We start from the raw sequence: 18228 nt of genomic DNA on the forward strand, positions 1-18228 counted from the left end.
TTTTCCCTTACAATCTGACCGGCTGGCCGGTACGCACGCTCTCGTCGGCGGCAAGGCAGATGCGCAGCGACGCCACCGCATCCGCCATATGGCGGTCGAGGTCCAGATCCTCGCGGATCGCCCTCAGCATGAAGGCCTGTTCCAGGTCGCAGAGCGCCTGATGGCCGGGTTCGCCTTCCATCGTCATGTCCTGGTCGGGTCGGATGAACTTGCCGTCAGGCCCGGTCTCGGCAGTGTGCAGCCGGATCACCGAGGTCTTGGTGTGCGTGTCGATATCGTCGGACTTGGCGTTCGGATCCATGACGATCGACACCGCGCCTTTCGGCGACATGACATCCTTCACGAAGAAGGCGGTCTCCGAGATCATCGGGCCCCAGCCGGCCTCGTACCAGCCGACCGAACCATCCTCGAACAGCACCTGCAGGTGACCGTAATTATACATGTCGGCGGCGATCTCTTCCGACATACGCAGCCCCATGCCGCGCACCTCGACAGCCTTGGCGTCGGTGATCTGGCACATGACGTCGACATAATGCACGCCGCAGTCGACGATCGGCGAGGTGGTGCGCATCAGCGACTTGTGCGTCGCCCACGTCGGGCCGCTGGACTGCTGGTTGAGGTTCATGCGGAAGACGTAAGGTGGACCGAGCTTGCGCGCCTCTTCGATCAGCTTCATCCAGGAAGGATGATGGCGAAGGATATAACCGATCACCAGCTTGCGCCCCGCCTTCTTAGCTGCCGCGACGACGCGCTCGGCATCGGCGACGGTGGTTGCAAGCGGCTTTTCCACGAAGACGTCGCAGCCGGCCTCGAAGGCGGCGACGGCATAATCGGCATGGCTGTCGGAATAGGTGTTGATGGAGCAGAGGTCCGGCTTCAGCTCGGCCAGCGCCGCCGTGAAGTCGGGATGGATCGTATAGCCCTGCAACTCAGGCTCCAATTGCGGCGTCGAGCGGTTGACGAGACCGACGATCTCGAAGCCGGGATTGTTGTGATAGGCGAGCGCGTGGCTGCGACCCATATTGCCGAGGCCGGCAACGAGGACACGGATCGGTTTTACTGTCACTTGACGGCTCCTGACGTGATGCCGCGGATCAGCTGCCGCGAGAAGATGACGTAGAGGACGAGGATAGGCAGGATCGCCAGTGACAGCGCCGCCAGCACCGCGTTCCAGTTGGTGACGAACTGGCCGATAAAGATCTGCGAGCCGAGTGTGACCGTCTTGGTGGCCTCGGAGGGCGCGAGAATCAGCGGGAACCAGAGGTCGTTCCAGATCGGGATCATCGTGAACACCGCGACCGTCGCCATCGCAGGGCGCACCAGCGGCAGCACCAGGCGGAAGAAGATCGCATATTCGGAAAGCCCGTCGATGCGCCCGGCATTCTTCAGATCGTCCGAAACCGTGCGCATGAATTCCGACAGGATGAAGATCGCCAGCGGTATGCCCTGCGCGGTATAGACGAGGACCAGCGCCGTCAGCGTATTGACGAGGCCGGCCGCGACCATGCCCTGCAGGATCGCCACCGTGCCGAGACGGATCGGGATCATGATGCCGATCGCCATGTAGAGACCAAGCAGCATATTGCCGCGGAAGCGATACTCCGAGAGCGCGAAGGCCGCCATGGCGCCGAAGAGCAGCACCAGCAGGATCGAGACGATCGTGACGATGAAGCTGTTCTGGAAATAGGTGGCGAAATCGCCCTGCCCGAGCACCGTCTGATAGCCGACGAGGCTGAAGGTCGACGGCGTCGGGATCATCAGCGGCTCGCGGAAGATCGAGGCACGATCCTTGAAAGAGTTGACGATGGTCAGAAACACCGGAAACAGCGCGACCAGCGTATAGGCGCTCAGCGCCAGATGCACGAGGCCGGTGCGGATGGGAGATGTGCGTGCCTTGGACATGCGCGCTCCTCAGAACTGGTAGCGACGCATGCGCCGCTGGATGACGAACAGATAAAGCGAGACGCCGGCGAGAATGATGAGGAACATCACCGTGGCGATGGTCGCACCCATCGAGCGGTCGCCGAGCTGAAGCTGGAAACCGAAGAAGGTGCGGTAGAGCAGCGTGCCGAGAATGTCGGTCGACATGTCTGGCCCGGCAAGCGCCCCCTGCACGGTATAGATCAGGTCGAAGGCGTTGAAATTGCCGACGAAAGTCAGGATCGAGATAATGCCGATCGCCGGCAGGATGAGCGGCAGCTTGATTTTCCAGAATTGGGCCCAGCCGGTGATGCCGTCGCATTCGGCCGCCTCGATCACCTCTTCGGGGATGCTGAGCAGTGCGGCATAGATCAGCATCATCGGAATGCCGATATATTGCCAGTTCGAGATCAGCGACACCGCGATCAGCGCCGAACCGGACTTACCGAGCCAGGGCGCGAACAGGAATTTCAAGCCGATGAGATCGAGCATCCAGGGCGCCACACCCCAGATCGGCGAGAGGATGAGCTTCCAGATGAAGCCAACGATGACGAAGGACAGGAGCGTCGGCAGAAACATCGCCGTGCGGTAGAAGGCAACGCCGCGCAGCTTCGGCACCGAAAGCAGGGCGGCAAGCGCCACGCCTATCGGGTTCTGCACGCACATGTGGATGGCAAAGAAGATCAGGTTATTGACAAGGGCATTCCAGAAATCGCGCGCCCAGCGCGCATCGCCGAACAGCACCTTGAAATTCGCCAGTCCGACGAAGGCCGGCTGCCCGTCGACCGTATTGTAGAGCGACAACCGGAGCGTTTCGATAAGGGGCAGCACCATGACGGCGGAATAGACGATCAGGGCCGGCAGCATGAAGACGAAGATGTGCCAGCGCACCGGGCGCCTGATCGGGACGATATCGACCGCGTTGTCGGTTTCGCTCATGGCTTTTGCCTGTTCTTGTCGACTGGCCGCAAGGCGCAGCACAGATGGAAAACATTGCGCCTCACCCTGCCCTTCTCTCCGGCTGCGGGGAGAAGGAACGTGCCCTGCTGAAATGCCATGTCGGGCTGGGAGGTCGCTGCGAGTCTCCTTCTCCCCGCAAGCGGGAGAAGGTGGCCAGCAGGCCGGACGAGGGGCGGCAAACGCCGCCCCTGATCACATCACTTGGCCGGCTTGTACCAGCTGTCGAGGCCCTTCTGGAGTTTTTCGGCAGCAACCGCAGGCGTATCCGTGCCGTTGATCACATTGGCCGATTCGACCCAGGTCTCGTTTTCGAGGTTCGGCGTGCCGCGCGACAGGATCTGATAGGTCGAGCGCATGGTCGACTTGTACGGGCCGCGCCAGGAGACGAACTCCTGAGCGAGCGGATCGGACATCTTGACCGGGGTGGAGTTCAGGCTGAAGAAGCCCGGCAGCGAGTTCGCATAGATGTCGGCGAACTCAGGCGAAGCAACCCAACTGAGGAACTTCTTGGCTTCCTCGGCATGTGTGCTCTTCGCGTTCAAGGCGACGCCGATGTCCGGATGGTCGGAGATGTAGCCGGTGTCACCGGCCTTCGGAACCGGCGGCGGGAAGGCGCCCATCTTGAACTGCGCCTGGCTGTTGAACAGCGAGATTTCCCACGAACCGGCCGGGTAGATGGCGGCACGGCCGAGCGTGAAGAGATTCTGGCTGTCCGAATAGGTCTGGGCTTCGAAACCGTCGCCGAGATAGGGCTTCCACTTGGCGAGCTCCTCATAGGGCTTGACCCATTCGGCGTCGGTCAGCTTCTGCTTGCCTTCGATCAAGGCCTTACGGCCTTCCTCACCCTTCCAGTAGTTCGGGCCGATATTCTGGTAGCCCATGGTGGCGGCCTCCCAGAGATCCTTGGTGCCCATGGCGAGCGGGATGTAGGTGCCGTCGGCCTTGATCTTGTCGAGCGCTGCGTAGAACTCGTCCTGCGTCTTCGGCACGGAGATGCCGAGCTTATCGAAGGCATCCTTGTTGTAGATGAAACCGTGGATGACCGATGCCATCGGCACGCAGAAGGTCGACTTGCCATCGTCGGTCGCCCAGGCGGCCTTGGCGACCGGAGAGAAGTTCTCCATGCCCGGCAGACTGGTGATGTCGACAAGCTGTTTCTTGTTGAAGAGCTCGAGCGAGGTGAACGGACGGCAGGTGATGATGTCGCCTGCGGAACCGGCATCGAGCTTGGCGTTCAGCGAAGCATTGTATTCGGTCGGCGCGGTCGGCGAGAAGACGATCTTGATGCCCGGGTTCTTGGCTTCGAACGCCGGAATGATCTTTTCCTGCCAGATCTGCAGGTCGTCGTTACGCCAGCTTTCGAGCGTCAGCGTGACGTCGGCGGCATGGACGAGACCTGCCGGCGTCAGCAGGCTAGAGGCAAGCAGCAAGCTTTTCAGAGCAGTGTTTTTCATTTCCCTCTCCTGTTGTCAGGCGCCGAAGGCGCCGTTTTTCGATCTGAAACAAGCAATTGGCGTGTCTGAGGAAACACCCCAATGCCCCTTGGAGGACCGCCAGCGACTGCCGGCCCCGAAAGCTCGTGGACGCAAAGGCGGATCGCCTGCGGCCGGAAGTGCGCGCCTTCCCGGTGGCCTGCACCGGGCGCGGCGAAATGACGAGGGAAAGCCGATGGATGCCTGAACTCAACCACTGGCCACACGGGCCGGCAGGTGTCCTTGCAATCATCCTCGAAGCGGTTCCGGCTTGGCTTTACTGCCGGTTTTCGTGGGCTTCGAAACGCTGTTCCCTTTGATCGAATTAAGGCCAAAAAAATACCAATTGTCCAGCCGAATTTAACTTTTTCGCTGCCAAAAATTCATTAAAAAATTTTATCAAGCAAAATCAATAAGATAAAAAGATTGATTTTCTCCCGCATTCCCACTTGGTAAATGGTATTTTTTTGGTATTGTATTAAAAAACATGGGGAACGGCATATTCGGAGGCCCGATGACGGAGCTTGCAATCGGCATAGACGGCGGCGGAACAAGCTGCCGAGCCGCGGTCGCGGACAGAAACGGCAATATCATCGGCCGCGGCAAGGCAGGCCCTGCCAACATTCTGTCGGATCTCGAAAACTCTCTTCTCAATATCGTTGAATCCGCCCGGCAGGCGCTGCGCGATGCCGGGCTTGCTGCAGAAACCATTTCCTTCGTCGCAGCCGTCGTCGGCGTCGCCGGCGCCAATGTCGGGGATTACGGCAGGCGAATCGAAAAGGCCCTGCCCTTCGCCGAAGGCCGCGTCGTCACCGATGCGCTGATCGCGCTGCAGGGCGCGCTCGGCGATGCCGACGGCATCGTCGGCGCCTTCGGCACCGGCTCGGTCTATAACGCCCGTAGGGATGGCCGACTGAATGGCATCGGCGGCTGGGGTTTCGTCGTCGGCGACCAGGCAAGCGGCGCCCGCCTCGGCCGTGACCTCCTGGAACGATCGCTGCTCGCCCACGACGGAGTGCGCCCGGCATCGCCGATCACCGAAGCGGTCATGGCCGAATACGGCAATGATCCGGAGCGCATCGTCGAATTCGCGCATTCGGCAAGACCGAAGGACTTTGCCCGCTACGCACCGATCGTCTTCCAGCATGCGGCCAAGGGCGATGCCGTCGCGGTCGGCATCGTTACGGATGCCGCAACGGCGATCGGCGAAAGCCTCGACGCGCTGCTCTGGCCCGAATGCCCGTCGATCTGCCTGCTCGGAGGTCTTGCCGAAGCCTATGAACCCTGGCTTTCCGAACGCTACAGGCCGCTGCTTGCCAGACCGAAGAACGATGCCTTGCACGGCGCGGTGGAACTTGCGGTGAAGCTCCTGAACGACCGACAGAGAGGTGCGGCATGAGCGACGACCTCGCTACCATCCTGTCCCTGGAGCGCCTGCAGGCTGCCGGCACCGGCCCGCTCTACGTCAAGCTGCGCCGCATGCTCGAAGAGGCCGTGCGCACCGGCACGCTCGGCCACGGCGATGCGCTGCCGCCGGAACGTGACATCGCCGAATTCGCCGCCGTCAGCCGCGTCACCGTGCGAAAGGCGATCGACGATCTTGTCGCCGACGGCCTGCTGGTGCGCCGCCACGGCTCGGGCACCTTCGTCGCCAAGCCGGTCTCCAAGGTCGAGCAACGCCTGTCGCAGCTCACCTCCTTTACTGAGGATATGGCGCGCCGCGGCATGTCCTCCCGCTCCGAATGGCTGCACAAGGGCATCCACACCCCCTCGCCCGACGAGATGATGATCCTTGGCCTCGGTACCGACGTCAAGGTTTCGCGCCTCTCCCGCCTGCGCATCGCCGACGACCAGCCGCTGGCGATCGAGAACGCTAGCGTCTCCGGCGAATTCCTGCCCGATCCCTCAGCCGTCACCAATTCACTCTATGCCGAACTCGAACGCCTCCAGGTTCGCCCTGTGCGCGCCGTGCAGCGCATCTCGGCGACCAACATGAAGGAAGCCGATGCCCAGCTTCTCGGCGTCTCCGTGGGTGCGGCCGGCCTGTCGATCGAGCGTATCTCCTATCTCGGCTCAGGCCGCGCCGTCGAATTCACCCGCTCGCTCTATCGCGGCGACGCCTATGATTTCGTCGCGGAGTTGACGATCGCGGTGACTTGAACCGCAAAGCCGACAGCATCGGCTCCAAGGAATAATCTTCTTGATTTTCAAAAGCATGGAGCCGGAAAGTGAATCACTTTCCGGCTCCATCGTTTCTTGAATCACTTTATCAGCGGACGACGCCAAACGGCTGGTTACGCCGCATCCTCGATCTCGGTTTCGACCTTGCGCGGCACGTAGTTCAGCACCGGTCCGAGCCAGCGCTCGACTTCGGAAACCTCCATGCCCTTGCGGGCCGCATAGTCTTCCACCTGATCGCGCTCCACCTTGGCAACGCCGAAATAATAGGAGTCGGGATGGCCGATATAGAGGCCGGAGACCGAGGAACCCGGCCACATCGCATAGCTCTCCGTCAGCTTCACGCCAGCCGCTTTTTCAGCGTCGAGCAGTTTGAACAGCGTTGCCTTTTCGGTGTGGTCAGGCTGGGCGGGATAACCGGGCGCCGGGCGGATGCCGGCATAGGCTTCGGTGATGAGATCCTCCTTGCTGAGCGTCTCGTCCTTGGCATAGCCCCAGTATTCGCGTCGTACCTGTTCATGCATGCGCTCGGCAAAAGCTTCGGCGAAGCGGTCGGCCAGCGCCTTGACGAGGATCGAAGAATAATCGTCGTTCGCCCGTTCGAAACGTTCGGCGATGGCGATCTCCTCGATACCCGCCGTCACCACGAAGCCGCCGACATAATCCTGAACACCGCTTGTGACAGGCGCGACGAAGTCGGAGAGCGCCACGTTCGGCCGCCCGTCCCGCTTCGAAAGCTGCTGCCGCAGCGTATAGAAGGTCTCAAGCTCCTGTTTCCGGCTCTCGTCCGTGAACAGCCGGATATCGTCGCCGACGGCGCCGGCCGGCCAGAAGCCGATGACGGCGCGCGGGCGGAACCACTTCTCGTCGATGATCTTTTTGAGCATGGCCTGCGCATCGGCCCAGAGCGCGCGCGCCGCCTCGCCCTGCTTCTCGTCTTCCAGAATGGCGGGGTAACGGCCGCGCAGCTCCCAGGTCTGGAAGAACGGCGTCCAGTCGATGTATTTGGCAAGCTCGGCCAGATCGTAATCCTCGAACACCCGCGTGCCGAAGAATTGCGGCTTCACCGGCTGGTAGGCAGACCAGTCGATCTTGTGGGCATTCTCGCGAGCCCGGGGCAGCGGCAGGCGCACCTTCTCGGCCTCGCTGCGCGCATGGGCGGCCGCCACCTTGGCATATTCGGCTCTTATATCGTCGACATAGCTCTGGCGGGTCTCCGGCGACAGCAGCGCCGAAACAACGCCGACGGCGCGGCTCGCATCGGTGACGTAGACCGTCTGCCCCTTGTTGTAGCCCGGATGGATCTTCACGGCCGTATGCACGCGACTGGTCGTCGCCCCGCCGATCAACAGCGGGATCTCGAAACCCTGCCGCTCCATCTCGGCGGCAACATGCACCATCTCGTCGAGCGACGGCGTGATCAGGCCGGAAAGGCCGATGACGTCGACCTTCTCGGCAATCGCCGTTTCAAGGATCTTCGTCGCCGGCACCATGACGCCGAGGTCGACGATCTCGTAATTGTTGCAGGCAAGCACGACGCCGACGATGTTCTTGCCGATATCGTGTACGTCGCCCTTGACCGTCGCCATCAGGATCTTGCCGGCCGACCGGCGTTCATCGCCGCCGTTGAGGCGCTTTTCCTCTTCCATGTAGGGCAGCAGCACGGCGACCGCCTGCTTCATCACGCGCGCCGACTTGACCACCTGCGGCAGGAACATCTTGCCCGAGCCGAACAGGTCGCCGACGACATTCATGCCGGCCATCAGCGGCCCTTCGATGACGTGCAGCGGCCGGGCGGCCTGCTGGCGCGCCTCCTCGGTATCGGCCTCGATATATTCGGTGATGCCGTTGACCAGCGCGTGTTCGAGACGCTTCTCGACGCTCCATTCGCGCCAGGAGAGATCCTGGACCCGGCCTTCCCTGGCACCGGCGCCACGGAAACGCTCGGCCACTTCGAGCAGCCGCTCGGTGCCGTCGGCGCGGCGGTTCAGCACCACGTCCTCGCAAGCCTGGCGCAGCTCGGGATCGATATTGTCGTAGACGGCAAGCTGGCCGGCATTGACGATGCCCATGTCCATCCCCGCCTGGATGGCGTGGTAGAGGAACACGGCATGCATCGCCTCGCGCACCGGCTCGTTGCCGCGGAACGAGAAGGACAGGTTGGAGACGCCGCCCGAAATATGCACCAGCGGCATGCGCTCGCGGATCGTCCGCGTCGCCTCGATGAAATCGACGCCGTAGTTGTTGTGCTCTTCGATGCCGGTGGCGACCGCGAAGATGTTCGGATCGAAAATGATGTCCTCAGGCGGGTAGCCGATCTTTTCGGTCAGCAGCTTGTAGGCGCGCGTGCAGATATCCACCTTGCGCTCGTAGCTGTCCGCCTGCCCCGTCTCATCGAAGGCCATGACGACGACGGCGGCACCGTAATTGTGCAGCAGCCGCGCCTGGGCGAGGAAGTTCTCCTCGCCTTCCTTCAGCGAGATCGAGTTGACGATCGGCTTGCCCTGAACGCGCTTCAGGCCGGATTCGATGATCGAGAACTTCGACGAGTCGATCATGACAGGCACGCGGGCGATGTCAGGCTCGGCGGCGATCAGGTTGAGGAACTCGACCATCGCCTTTTCGGAATCGATCAGGCCTTCGTCCATGTTGATGTCGATCACCTGCGCGCCGTTCTCAACCTGGTCGCGGGCGACATCGAGCGCTGCGGTGAAATCGGCGTTGGTGATCAGCTTGCGGAAGCGGGCCGAGCCGGTGACGTTGGTGCGCTCGCCGACATTGACGAAGGGGATGTCCTTCGTCAGTTCGAAGGGTTCGAGACCCGACAGCGACATGAAGGGGCGGTGCTCGGGAATCGGCCGTGGCTTGTACTTGGCAACGGTCTCGGCGATCGCCTTGATATGCTCCGGCGTCGAGCCGCAGCAGCCACCGACGATGTTGACCAGGCCTTCGCGGGCGAAGCTGTCGATCTGCGCCGCCATCAGCTCCGGCGTTTCGTCATACTGGCCGAACTCGTTCGGCAGGCCGGCATTCGGATAGGCGCAGATGAAGGTGTCGGCAACGCCCGAAAGCTCCTGCAGGTGCGGGCGCATCGCATTGGCGCCGAGCGCGCAGTTGAGCCCGATCGTGAAGGGATTGGCATGGCGCACGGAATTCCAGAAGGCCGATGGCGTCTGGCCGGACAGCGTGCGGCCGGAAAGGTCGGTGATCGTGCCCGAGATCATCACGGGCAGGCGCACGCCCTTGGCCTCGAAGCGCTCCTCGCAGGCGAAGATCGCCGCCTTGGCATTCAGCGTGTCGAAGATCGTCTCGATGAGGATGATGTCGGCGCCGCCGTCGATCAGCCCGTCGATCTGCTCGCCATAAGCGGAACGCAGATCGTCGAAGGTGACGGCGCGGAAGCCCGGATTGTTGACGTCGGGCGAGATCGAGGCGGTGCGGTTGGTCGGCCCGATGGCGCCGGCGACGAAGCGGCGGCGGCCGTCCTCGCGCTCGGCGCGCAGTGCCGCCCGGCGCACGATCTCCGCACCTTCCTTGTTGAGGTCGTAAACCGCACCTTCCATCTCGTAATCGGCCTGCGCGATGCGGGTCGAAGAGAAGGTGTTGGTCTCGAGAATGTCGGCGCCGGCCTTGGCGTATCTGTAATGTATCTCTTCGATCGCATCCGGCTGGGTCAGGATCAGAAGGTCGTTATTGCCCTTCTGGTGACAGGCGCAGCCGATGAAGCGCGTTCCGCGAAACTGGTCTTCGTCATAGCCGAGCCCCTGGATCTGCGTGCCCATGGCGCCGTCGAGAACAAGGATGCGTTCGCTCGCGGCTTGTTTCAAAGCTGCGAAAACTTCACTGCCGTCACGCTTGCCCGTTTCCGGACCAAAGAGATTGTCAAACACGGGAGGGCTCCTTGACGTCATAAGACCAGACTTCCAAATCACATAAAGATATCTTTATGTCAATATATGCCTGGCGATTTCGTGCTTTGCAAGTCTACAGCGCCGCGCGTCTTTTAAGACGCGCAAAGGACGCTGTAGCAGTTTGAATCTGCGCATCGTGTTTTCCGCAATTCGATTTTCGGAAAGCACGATGCGCTAGCCAGATGACAGGCTTGCCCGACCTCTATATAGGCGTTTGCGACGCTTGTGCACGAAATCGGAGGAGCATCATGGCACCCGCAACCGGCAACGCCGCGCTTGGAAACTGGACGACCCGCGCCTATCATCGCGACTGGCTGCTGACCCAGGCGAACGGTCTTTTCGATTTCTTCCAGCACAATTCGGTCAACCCCAAGGGCGGTTTCTACGATCTCGACGACCAAGGCGGGCCGCTCGACGCCGAGGGCCAGGTCCGCGGCATCCATATCGCCGCGCGCGCCGTGCATTGCTTCTCGATCGGCGCCCTGCTTGGTCGTCCCGGCGCTGCCGATGTCGTCGACCACGGCATGGACTATATCTGGAACCATCATCGCGACCGGAAAAATGGCGGCTATTTCTGGTCCCTCGACAATAACGGTCCCGTCGATTCCAACAAGCAGGGCTATGGCCATGCTTTCGTGTTGCTCGCCGCCTCAGCCGCAAAGACGATCGGCCATCCGCTTGCCGACGGCATGCTTGATGATATCACCGAGATCCTGAATACGAAGTTCTGGGAAGCGAAACACGGCGCGATCGCCGAGGAATTCACCGCCGACTGGCAGCCGCTCGATGGCGGCGCCTATCGCGGCCAGAACTCCAACATGCACCTGACCGAAGCGCTGATGGCGGCCTTCGAAGCCACCGGCGACCGGGACTATCTGACCAAGGCCGAAAGCATCGCCGATCTCGTCATCCGCCGCGCCGCCGGTTCGGTCGACTGGCGCGTCGCCGAGCATTTCGACGCCGAATGGAATCTCGACAAGACGTACTATCATCCGAACGAAATGTTCCGCCCGGCCGGCACGACGCCCGGCCACTGGCTGGAATGGGCCCGCCTCATCCTGCAGCTCTGGGCGCTCGGCGGCAAACGCATCGAATGGATGCCGGATGCGGCCAAGGCGCTCTTTGCGCAATCCATGGCGCTCGGCTGGGATAACGACAAGGGCGGCTTCTTCTATACGCTCGACTGGGACGACAAGCCCGCCAAGCGCAACAAGCTCTGGTGGCCAGCCTGCGAAGGTGCGGCCGCCGCGCATTTCCTCAACGAGCACCTGCCGAGCGATTTCCATGAAGAGAGCTACCGCAAGATCTGGAACGTGATCGAACGCGCCTTCATCGATCACAAGAACGGCGGCTGGCACGAGGAGCTGACGGAAGATCTCGTCCCCTCACACTCGCTGTTCCCCGGCAAGGGCGATATCTATCACGCCCTGCAGGCCTGCCTCATCCCGCTCTTCCCGGCGACCGGCAGCCTGACAAAGGGCATCGCCGAGGCCGGCGGGAAGCTCTGAAGCAGAGCATGATGCCGAAAAGTGCGAGCGGTTTTCGGACGACATCATGCTCTAACTATTTAATTACAGCGTCCTTTGCGCGTCCAAAACGACGCGCGGCGCTGTAAGGATCAGTAGCCTGGCGCCGGCAGTTCGGCACTCGGGTTGCGCTGGAACCACTCGACATCCTCGCTGACGCGGTCGAGATCGTCCTGCACGTCGCGCTGGTCGCGGCGGATGTCGTGCATGTCGTCTTCGAGATCCTCGGTCCGCCGGCGCAGTTCCGAGCGGTCGCCATCCTTGGCATCCCTCAGCTTGTCGGAAAGCTCGTCGATTTCAGTTTCCTTATTGCTATAATCGCTCTGCGTCGAGCTGAGGCGTGCCTGCAGCTCGTGCTGCTTGCTGCCGAGGCCGAAGCCACGCAGGAAACCCGGCGCGGTCTCGGGCGGGCAGACATTGGCATAGCCGCTGCCCGCCTGGCCGCGCGCAAGCCCGCTGAGCGGCGTGCAGTAGCGCACCAGACCGGCCTGATATCCCTGAGACCAGATCGTCTGATCGGGTACGATCTTGACCCGCTCGCAGGATTTCGCATGTGCGGCGAAGCGCTGTTGCGGCTCGTAGCCCGCCGCGCCGTCGCTCTCGCCGATCACCCGCCAGTCGGCGGCGACGCATTCCTCCTTGGAAAGCGTGTTGCAGGAGGCAAGCAAAAGACCGAAGCCGATGGTGGCGGCAAGCGCAAGAAACAAGCGGATCATGGCGTCCCGGGTAAGATGAGGAGTGCGATGCCGCAGCTTAGCCGCACGACAAGCCCGCGTCACCGTCACGGCGACGCAAATTTGCAGTTTTCATGGCTTTTTTCTGTCAAAATTACGGCGGAAGAAACCGCATCAAAGCAGCGGGGCGAGCCGGAGCGTATCCAGATCCTTCGCCAGCATCAGCGCCAGCGCTTCGACCGCGAGATTATGGTCGTCACGCTGCGGCAGTCCCGAGACGGTGACGGCGCCGATGCAGCCGGTGCCCTTGACGTTGATCGGGAAACTGCCGCCATGCGGCGCATAGTCGGCGCCGGAAAGCCCGTTATCCTCGACCGTCTTGCCGTCCTTCTGCAGCTTCAGGCCGGAAGCGTAGCTGCTGCGGAAATAACGCAGCACCATATTGCGCTTGCGGCGCACCCAGTTGACGTTGTCGGGCGTGACACCCGGGAGTGCCGCATAGAAGACCGGCATCGAATGCAGGGTCACGTCGATCGCGATGCCGAGGCCGCGCTCGGTGGCGAGTTCCTGCAGGAGCTTGCCGAGCTGCCATGCCGTCGTCAGGTCGAAAGCGTCGAAGCTCAGGACTTTCTCCTGCTCCGCGATCCGGCTGAGATCGTCCTCGATTGTCATGGGTAAAGCGCTCCTCTGCCGCAATGATCCGTAGCCGACCATTCTCGCGGGAGCCGAAAAAGTAAAGCAAAAACTTGGGCCTATCCCTGGAGCAATTCCAGCAAGAGTGCGCAGCGGTCTTGCGTCCGGAATTGCGCGAAGACAAAGAGATAGAGCACTTTCGTGACTCGAAGAAAACGCAAATGCCCTATGTCAGAGCTTCGGCGTCAACATCTCGAAACGGTCGCGGATGGTGGCGCAGGTATCGCCGCCGAGCCTCGCAATGGCATCGACCGCGGCCGGATCGACATGCAGCCGTTCCGGATCGACGACCCCGTCGCGGTAATGCGCATAGACGATCTCGCCCATGACGATCTGCCGCGAGCGGCCGAGCTCCAGCGTCACATGCCGCCGGCATTCGAAGGCAGCCGGCGCCTCGGCGATAAAGGGCGAGGCCACCTTCTCGCCCGGCATCGCCGTCAGGCCGGCTTCCTTCAACTCGTCGACGCCGCGCGGATATTTGGCGCCGCAGATATGCATCGCCTCAGCGATCGCGAAGGAGACGATATTGACCGTGAACACCTCGGTCATGCGGATATTGTGGCCGGTGTCCTTGAACGACATGTCGGCATTGTTCTCGACCCCGATCGCAAGGATCGGCGGATCGGCCGAAAGGCAGTTGAAGAAGCTGAAGGGCGCGGCGTTGATCCGGCCATTCTCGTCGACCGTCGTCACCAGCGCAATCGGCCGCGGAATGATCGTGCCGATCATCAGCTTGTAGCGTTGGCGCTCGGTAAGCTGCTCGAAGTCGAAGGAAACGGACATCGGTCAGCCGACCTTCAGGATCGGCGAGAACGCGCTCATCGCCCCAGTGAAGGGTTTGGGCAGCGGCGTGGCGTAGGAGCCGCGCTTGCTGGTGCAAAGTCCGAGCGACACCAGCGCTTCGGCCTGCTTGACGGCGGCGGCGACGCCATCGACGACAGGCACGCCGTAGATCTCCTGCAGCTCACGCGCCAGATCGGTCATGCCGGCACAGCCGAGTACGATCGCCTCGGCGCCGTCTTCCGAAAGCGCCCGCTCGATCTCGGCCCTGAGCTTGCCGATCGCGCCGGAGGCCGCATCTTCCAGCTCGAGCACCGGAATGTCGGAGGCGCGCACCTTGGCGCGGTCGCCCATGCCGTAGCGGCGCACCAGATTGTCGATCAGCACCCGCGACCGCTCCAGCGTCGTCACCACGGTGAAGCGCTGCGCCAGAAAGCCCGCCGTCACCACCGCGGATTCGCAAAGCCCGAGGATCGGCACATCAGCGAAGGTTCGTGCCGCTTCGAGCCCGGTATCATCGAAGCAAGCGATAACAGCTGCATCATAACCCGCCGGCTGCCGGTCCCTGAGTTCGGCGAGCAGACCGGGGATCGCCAGCGCACCGTCGTAATGTCCCTCGATGGAGACCGGTCCCATGCGCGAGGTGGCGGCGATGATCTCCGTGCCGGATGCGGCCACCGCACGCGCGGCGGTCGCGGCCTTCTCGGTCATGGAGGCCGTGGTGTTCGGATTGACGATGAGGATGCGCATGTCAGTTTATCTTTGCCTGCCGCCGGCTGAGCATCGTCATGATGCCGAGTGCGACGAGAATGATGGTGAAGGAGAACAGCGTCGTCACCGTGCCGAGCGCATAGAGCACCGGCGTCGTGACGTTGGTGGTCATGCCGTAGATTTCGAGCGGCAGCGTATTGTAGGTGCCTGATGTCATCAGCGTGCGGGCGAATTCGTCATAGGAGAGCGTGAAGCCGAACAGGCCGACGCCGACGAGGCTCGGCGCGATCATCGGCAGCACGACATGGCGGAACGTCTGCCAGGAGCTGGCGCCAAGATCACGCGCCGCCTCTTCATAGGCCGGCGAGAAGCGGTTGAAGACGGCAAACATGATCAGCACGCCGAACGGCAGCGTCCAGGTCAGATGCGCGCCGAAAGCCGACGAATACCATGCGGGCTTCAGCCCTCCCTCCTGGAAGACGACGCCGATGCCGAGCGAGATGATGATCGACGGCACGACGAGACTGGCGACCGTGGCGTAGAACAGCGCGGTCGAACCGCGGAAGCGGCGGCGGAAGGCAAGGCCGGCGAGCAGCGAGACGACGACAGTCACCACCATCACCATCAGCCCGAGGGTGAAGGAGCGGCGGAAAGAAGCGCCGAAATCGCCGACCGCCTGCTTCTCGAACAGGTTGAAGAACCAGTGCGTGGAAACACCGTTCATCGGGAAAGTCAGGCCGCCATCCGGCCCCTGGAAGGAGAGGATCAGGATCGCCGAAAGCGGGCCGTAGAGGAACAGCACGAAGATGATGAAGAAGATCGCCAGCAGATAGAATTCCAGGCCGCGTTTTTCGTGGTTCATCTCAAAGCTCCTTGCGGATGTCGACGACACGCAGGATGGCCGCGACCATCAGGAGCACGACGGCAAGCAGCACCACGGCGTTGGCGGCAGCCGCCGGATATTGCAGGAGCGACATCTGATTCTTCATCATCAGTGCCACCGAGGCGCTCTGGCCGCCGGACATCACCTGCACCGTCGAAAAATCAGCCATGACAAGCGTGACGACGAAGATCGTGCCGATCGCCATGCCGGGCTTGGCAAGCGGGATGACGACATTCCACAGCACCTGCCAGCCGGAGGCGCCGGCATCGCGCGCCGCCTCGAACAACGATCGGTCGATGCGCATCAGCGTGTTGAAGATCGGCGTCACCATGAACAGCGTATAGAGATGCACCATGGCGAGCACGACAGCGAAATCGGAATAGAGCAGCCATTCGATCGGCTTGGGGATGATACCCATATTGATCAGCGTCGAATTGACCAGGCCGTTGCGCCCGAGCACCGGGATCCACGAGATCATGCGGATGATGTTCGACGTCATGAACGGCACGGTGCAGACGAGGAAGAGGATCATCTGCGTCGAAGTCTTGCGAATGTGGAAGGCCAAGAAATAGGCGACCCAGAAGCCGATGACGAGCGTCAGCGACCAGACAATCGCAGTGAATTTCAAGGTGTTAAGATAGGTCTTCCACGTCACCCACGAACCGAGCGTGTCGGTGTAGTTCATTGTCAGGAAATCGGGATAGAGACCGGCAAAATCGTAGTCCCAGAAGCTGACGACGCCGATCATGGCGATCGGCAGCAGGAAGAAGAAGCCGAGAATGACGAACAGCGGCGTCGCCTGGAGATAGGATATCGCCGATGGGGAAAGCCTCAGTCCGCGCCCGCCGCGCGCGCCCTGGCCGTCCTCCTCCGTTTCCGCCGCGATGGTCGCCATGATCCGGTTCTCCGTTGTCTCATTGTCAAGCGTGACGACCGAGGGCTCGTGCCCCGCCCCTCGTCCGCCTGCCGGCACCTTCTCCCCGCCGAGGAGAAAAGAATCGCGGCGGCACCTAAGCCACCGCGCACCTCAGTTTCGTCTCGCGGCCAAACCGCGAACTCCCTCTTCTCCCCAGCGGGGGTCCAAAGGACGGGTCGAGACCCGTGGGTCGACCCCGGTCAGATGCCCGAAGGGCAGGTGAGTGGGCGGAGCGAAGCCACGTCTTGAGCATCGCCAAAGACAGTGGCTCTCCACCCTCTCTGCGGAGATCAGGCAGCGATGAACTCGTTCCAGCGACGGACCATGTAGCGGTCCTCGTCCATGACGGAGTTCCAGCAGGCAACCGCGCCCATGCGGGCTTCGAAGGAACCGCCGTCGCGAACGGCGCCGGCCTTCTCCATGACCTTGCCCTCGGGAGACAGGATATCACCCTGCGCCGGCTTGCCCTCGATCCAGTAGCCCCATTCGTCGGCCGACATGAATTCCTTGGCGGTGTCCATGCAGGCGGAATAGTAACCCTGGCGGTTGAGGTAGCCGCCGACCCAGCCCGACGTGTACCAGTTGATGTATTCATAGGCGGCATCGAGCTGCGCGCCCTTGAGGTGCGAGGCAAGGCCGAGACCGCCGCCCCAGGCGCGATAGCCTTCCTTGAGCGGCTGGAAGGTGCAGGCGATGCCCTTCGAACGGACAGCGGCGACGGCCGGCGACCACATCGATTGGATGACGACTTCGCCCGAGGCCATCAGGTTGACGCTTTCGTCGAACGACTTCCAGAAGGCACGGAACTGACCGTCACCCTTGGTCTTGATCAGGAAGTCGATCGTCTTGTCGATTTCTTCCTTCGTCATGTTGCCCTTGTCGGCATATTTGATCTTGCCGGAGGCTTCCATGATCATCGCCGCATCCATGATGCCGATCGACGGGATGTTGAGGATCGCGGTTTTGCCCTTGAAGGCCGGATCGAGAATATCGGCCCAGCTGGTGATCGGACGGCCGGTGAGGTCGGGGCGAATACCAAGCGTATCGGCGTTGTAGATGGTCGGAACCATCGTCATCCACTGCGTCGGCTCCTTGGCGAACTTCTTGGAACCCTGCGCCTCGACGAAGCCGACCGTGTGCGGCGCCGTACCCTGGGCGATGACGCTTTCCGGCTTCAGCTTGCCGTTGATGAACAGCGGCACGATCTTGTCGTAATATTTCAGCTTCTTGACGTCCATCGGCTGCATGACGCCGGTCGGGAACACCTTCTTGGCGATCCAGTATTCGATGTCGGCAATGTCATAGCTGTCGGGCTGGGTGACGGCGCGCTGGGCGGCGGCGTCGGAATCGGTTGCCGTCATCTCCAGCGTGATGCCAAGATCGGCCTTGCACTTCTCGGCGATGGCATTGATGTTCGAAACGCCGGTGCCGAACTGGCGAAGCGTGATGTTCGTCTGCGCCCAGATTGTGGGAAAGCCGGTGATGGCGCCGGAGCCGGCGATGGCGCCGACGGCGGCAGCACCCGTCTTCAGCAGCGTGCGACGGGAAAGTCCCTTCTCCGCTTTGGTCGATGTCGTTTCAGTCGTCATGTCAGTTCCCCTTTT

At 61.9% G+C, this 18228-nt stretch carries 15 protein-coding genes; 3 read left to right on the forward strand and 12 right to left on the reverse strand.

Annotated features, from left to right (window positions below; all coding sequences use genetic code 11):
* Window positions 1-7 precede the first annotated feature (7 nt).
* From U5G49_RS15030 to U5G49_RS15045, 4 genes are all read right to left on the reverse strand, one after another.
* A complete protein-coding gene (locus U5G49_RS15030) occupies window positions 8-1021 on the reverse strand; it encodes a Gfo/Idh/MocA family protein (protein WP_050578507.1) in 1014 nt (337 codons plus the stop codon).
* Window positions 1022-1062: 41 nt separating this feature from the next.
* Complete coding sequence (locus U5G49_RS15035) at window positions 1063-1902, reverse strand: carbohydrate ABC transporter permease (RefSeq protein ID WP_018074095.1); 840 nt, start codon at window positions 1900-1902, stop codon at window positions 1063-1065.
* Between the two features lie 9 nt (window positions 1903-1911).
* Window positions 1912-2859, reverse strand: a complete 948-nt coding sequence (locus U5G49_RS15040) for a carbohydrate ABC transporter permease (protein WP_018242910.1) — start codon at window positions 2857-2859, stop codon at window positions 1912-1914.
* Window positions 2860-3077: 218 nt separating this feature from the next.
* Window positions 3078-4334, reverse strand: coding sequence for an ABC transporter substrate-binding protein (locus tag U5G49_RS15045; protein WP_018242912.1), 1257 nt, complete (start codon window positions 4332-4334; stop codon window positions 3078-3080).
* Between the two features lie 532 nt (window positions 4335-4866).
* Here U5G49_RS15045 and U5G49_RS15050 point away from each other — a divergent pair.
* A complete protein-coding gene (locus tag U5G49_RS15050) occupies window positions 4867-5751 on the forward strand; it encodes an N-acetylglucosamine kinase (protein WP_193445476.1) in 885 nt (294 codons plus the stop codon).
* A complete protein-coding gene (locus tag U5G49_RS15055; RefSeq protein ID WP_018242914.1) occupies window positions 5748-6512 on the forward strand; it encodes a GntR family transcriptional regulator in 765 nt (254 codons plus the stop codon). Before U5G49_RS15050 ends, U5G49_RS15055 begins: the two co-directional genes overlap by 4 nt.
* Window positions 6513-6646: 134 nt before the next feature.
* On the opposite strand, the gene metH is transcribed toward U5G49_RS15055, so the two are convergent.
* Window positions 6647-10420 carry a methionine synthase gene (gene metH / locus U5G49_RS15060; RefSeq protein ID WP_193445475.1) on the reverse strand — a complete coding sequence of 1258 codons (3774 nt, stop codon included), beginning with the start codon at window positions 10418-10420 and terminating at the stop codon, window positions 6647-6649.
* Between the two features lie 269 nt (window positions 10421-10689).
* On the opposite strand from metH, the gene U5G49_RS15065 reads away from it, so the two are divergent.
* Window positions 10690-11949, forward strand: coding sequence for an AGE family epimerase/isomerase (locus U5G49_RS15065; protein WP_193445474.1), 1260 nt, complete (start codon window positions 10690-10692; stop codon window positions 11947-11949).
* 110 nt (window positions 11950-12059) lie between these two features.
* Here U5G49_RS15065 and U5G49_RS15070 read toward each other — a convergent pair whose 3' ends face one another.
* From U5G49_RS15070 to U5G49_RS15100, 7 genes are all read right to left on the reverse strand, one after another.
* On the reverse strand, window positions 12060-12683 hold the full coding sequence (locus tag U5G49_RS15070; RefSeq protein ID WP_193445473.1) for a DUF2799 domain-containing protein: 624 nt from the start codon (window positions 12681-12683) through the stop codon (window positions 12060-12062).
* 132 nt (window positions 12684-12815) lie between these two features.
* Window positions 12816-13313 (reverse strand): heme-degrading domain-containing protein, encoded by a 498-nt coding sequence (locus U5G49_RS15075; RefSeq protein WP_012758341.1) that lies wholly within the window; start codon window positions 13311-13313, stop codon window positions 12816-12818.
* A 192-nt stretch (window positions 13314-13505) separates the two neighbouring features.
* Entirely contained in the window at window positions 13506-14117 is a 612-nt protein-coding gene (locus tag U5G49_RS15080; protein ID WP_018242918.1) for a flavin reductase family protein, read from the reverse strand.
* A 3-nt stretch (window positions 14118-14120) separates the two neighbouring features.
* Window positions 14121-14864: an aspartate/glutamate racemase family protein gene (locus tag U5G49_RS15085; RefSeq protein ID WP_018242919.1), complete on the reverse strand. Its 744-nt coding sequence runs from the start codon at window positions 14862-14864 to the stop codon at window positions 14121-14123.
* 1 nt (window position 14865) lies between these two features.
* Window positions 14866-15687, reverse strand: coding sequence for an ABC transporter permease (locus U5G49_RS15090; protein WP_018242920.1), 822 nt, complete (start codon window positions 15685-15687; stop codon window positions 14866-14868).
* Between the two features lies 1 nt (window position 15688).
* Window positions 15689-16603, reverse strand: a complete 915-nt coding sequence (locus U5G49_RS15095) for an ABC transporter permease (protein WP_018242921.1) — start codon at window positions 16601-16603, stop codon at window positions 15689-15691.
* A 311-nt stretch (window positions 16604-16914) separates the two neighbouring features.
* Window positions 16915-18213, reverse strand: coding sequence for an ABC transporter substrate-binding protein (locus U5G49_RS15100; RefSeq protein WP_018074083.1), 1299 nt, complete (start codon window positions 18211-18213; stop codon window positions 16915-16917).
* Between the last annotated feature and the right edge of the window lie 15 nt (window positions 18214-18228).

Source organism: Rhizobium indigoferae (assembly GCF_034554815.1).
GTDB classification, from domain to species: Bacteria; Pseudomonadota; Alphaproteobacteria; order Rhizobiales; family Rhizobiaceae; genus Rhizobium; species Rhizobium leguminosarum.